A 3,296-nucleotide genomic window follows, 5' to 3' on the forward strand; every position below is an offset into this window, starting at 1 on the left:
GCTGTTTTCCTTCAAAAACAACCGACTTGTGTGCAATGTGAATGCGCGGGTTAAACTGGGCCAGTTCAAATTCCAGCTGCTGTATAAACCGGCTTTTCTCCCCGCCTCCGGGCGCATCGTTGGTACTTGTGTAAAGCAAATGTACTTCCGAAGCACGTTGCAGCAGCCGGTAGAAGTGATATGACATCACCGCTTCCTGGTGCAAATGCGTCGGCAACCCTACTGCCTGTGCAGCGTCAAAAGGGATTAGCGAATTCTGTCGCTTGGCTTGTGGTAAAATACCTTCATTGAGCGAAAGAATGATAATTCTCTCAAAATCCAGTGCGCGCGTTTCGAGCATACCCATAATTTGAAGGTTGCTCACTGGCTCGCCGCTGAAAGGAATACGCGTTTGCCGGATCAGTTCAAACATAAATGAGCGCATTGTCCTCAGCGTGATCAGCTCGGCTTTCTCTTCTATTGTTTGTTCAAATTGTTTGAGCAGCGTATAAAAAAGGTACAGGTACTCCGTTTCAAGCGCGTTTTTATAGTCTTTATAAACCTCCCGAAGCAACTCGATCAGCTGGTAAAAGGTATCTAAAACCTGTTTGGGATTGTTCTTTTGCCAATGCGTAAACAATGCGCGGAATAGCGGGTGGTTCTCTCCCAAAGCAAGCAATTCTTCCGAGCTTAGAAAAACCTGGTTGTTGGAAGTGATTTCAAATAAGGTACGCTGGATAATCGTATATCCGTCATTAAGCGGCTGCAATGCAACGTATTCATAATGCCGGATAAAAGGGTGATTCAGTACCTTATCGATGGATTTGTGTCCGAATTTTGGATAGCGGATAGTCCGGCCTGCTTTGTTTCTGAATTCAACCACATTCTGCTGCAAGTCAAAAATGCTGTCGACCAACGTATACAACAACGAGTTCCGCATGGAAAGCCCCATTGTGACGTTGAGATCGTGCACTTCTTCGTCCAGCGAATAAAGCATCGGAAGCAGCAGGTTTTCATCTGCCAGTACAATGGCCGTCGGAATGCGGGCTGTATCCGTTTCCGCTTTCATGGTTTCATAAAGCTGTCCCGCTACCTTGGTCTGCAATGCCGCATTGGGTACGCCGTAAACGGTAATCTGTTTGGTGGTCGACAACAAATCGTTGCTTGTCCAGTTCCATTCGCCAAATGCGCCGCTTTTCTGGTAATCACGCAGGCTCTTTCCTGCTTCCACCGCCTTGTTCTCCGACATATAATAGCGGTCGCTATCCCAGAAAACCTCGGCTTTCCGGGCCTTGATCAGGGTAGTAACGATCACCCGCTCCGACTCGGTGAATGCATTGAAACCGGCAAAGTATATTTTATCGTAATCGGTACGCTGCTCTACCAGCTCCGAAACAGACTCTGCGAGTTGTCTGTACGCCATTCCCCGGTAAGCTTTTCCCTTTTGTTCCAGCTTGCTCCGGAATAGTTCATACAGCGTTTTGATGTTTTCAAACAATGAAAAATATTGCTTCTGCCCGCCTTCCGTGTGCAGTGTTTTACCTGCGGGAAGATTTTCCTGCCACCGGCTGATGGCGTGTGCTTCTGAGAGGTAGTCGAACAGAAAGTCAGTTTTAACAAGGTACTGGTCGATTTTATCAAGGTCATTTAACAAAACCGCAGCCCAGCCCATAAACCGCTCGAACTGCACATTGGGATCTATCTCGCGGAAAGTTTCGTAAAGGTCAAAAAGCAGGTGTACCGGATCTTCAATTTCCAGCGTGCACATACTTTCCACAAAATCGTCAACCGCGATCACCGACGGACTCATAATCGGCAACGTAGTCTCAATAGCAAGCTCCTGCATCAGGAAGAAAGCAGCTCTCCGCGTGGGTACCACGATCTGAATCCTTTCGAGGGAAGGGTGGTTATCGAGAATTCGCTTTGCAACGAGGTTCAGAAAGGATTGCATAGGTATTTGGAGATGAAGAAAATCGATTAATGCGATCTCCGCTTTCGATTCACGATGATTTTAATCAAATAACGGCCAGTTGACCCCGAAAGAGAATGCACGGGCCAGCCCCAGGTAAGTAGGCGTAACAAAATAACCTTCCGGGAACAATCCCAGCGAGCCGCCCTGGTTGAGATAGGCCATTTTGAAAAACAGCCTGACCCGCTTGATACGTACATTGGCAAATGCATCCACCACGGAGTTCTGGTCCAGCCGGTCTCTGTTTTGCAAATGGAATTGCTGCGTCACCGGCATATAAGCATCAGCCAGGTAAGCTGAACGGTAACGTGCCGCGAGTCCAAGCTGAATGAACAGCACTTTGGCATAGGTAAAATCAAAGGTTACTTCACCACTTGCAAATACGGAAGGTACGCGCAGTACATCGGTATTGTCATTTAATGTCAGATAACTCATCGCGGCAAAGTTCCAGCGGCCCAGGTGGATGCCAGAAGTGAAACCGGCGCGCAGCAAACGGAAACCCGAGTTGAGCTGCCGGGGCATTGCAAGGGTATCGTAGTAAATGTAATCGTTGATCTGATGGATCTGGATTTCGGGGACGAACTCTATCTTCTTTGTTTTGAGCGGCAGCGACGCGTAAATGGTCTGCACTTTGGTAGGATCGAAATTATTTCTCCATTCAAAATGGTTGCTGAGGTACCTTTCAGTGAGCAGGTCAGGCGCTGTTTGGATACTTTGAAATCCGGCTTTGCCCCATTTGGTATTCAGCTCGCTTTTTAACCTGTATTCCACATTTTTGGCGAGGTTAAGGTCAGCTTCTGCGGTCAGGTAATTGCTTGAATCTTTGAGATAATACCCCAGCCACGCGCCGATAATGTTATCAAATCGCAAACCGGTGCGGTATCTTGTTGAAGGGTCGCCGACATCGTTTGCAAGCTGACTAACCGCCCGCATTCCGTAAAAACGCTGCCTGATGTAAGCGCGGTAATTGAACCCGGAATAGAAACCTTTGATGCCGACTTTGTTATCGAGCAATTTGTAATAAATATCCTGTCTCGTTTTGGTTGAGTCAAACCGGAAACCCGGGTACGCATTCCTTTCAAGTCCGCGTTGAATTGAAAGGTCCGTGTACCTGTTGATAGTACTTTGAAAGTCAGCTTGCTGAAAGAGTTGAAATCCATTGACCAGCCTGTATTGCTGATAGATATGGAAAACGTGCCTCCGTTCCCAGGAATTGGCATCGTCGCTGATCTTGGCCGCGCCGTCGTAGGAATACTCTTGCTCAACATTATCGATCAGGTTAGGGATAATGCCGCCTTGTTCGCGCACTTTCTGGTTCATGTGCCGGTAATGCGCGAGGATGAGGTAT

General features: G+C 47.8%; 2 protein-coding genes. Both read right to left on the reverse strand.

The window, feature by feature from the left end; all coding sequences use genetic code 11:
• Nucleotides 1-1,930: PD-(D/E)XK nuclease family protein (locus ACTIE6_RS20920; protein ID WP_439558483.1), on the reverse strand; the 1,930-nt coding region annotated here is incomplete at its 3' end.
• Between the two features lie 60 nt (nt 1,931-1,990).
• A partial coding sequence (locus tag ACTIE6_RS20925; RefSeq protein WP_439558484.1) for a putative porin occupies nt 1,991-3,296 on the reverse strand: 1,306 nt, incomplete at its 5' end.

This window comes from Dyadobacter sp. (assembly GCF_051859145.1).
Lineage (GTDB): Bacteria > Bacteroidota > Bacteroidia > Cytophagales > Spirosomataceae > Dyadobacter.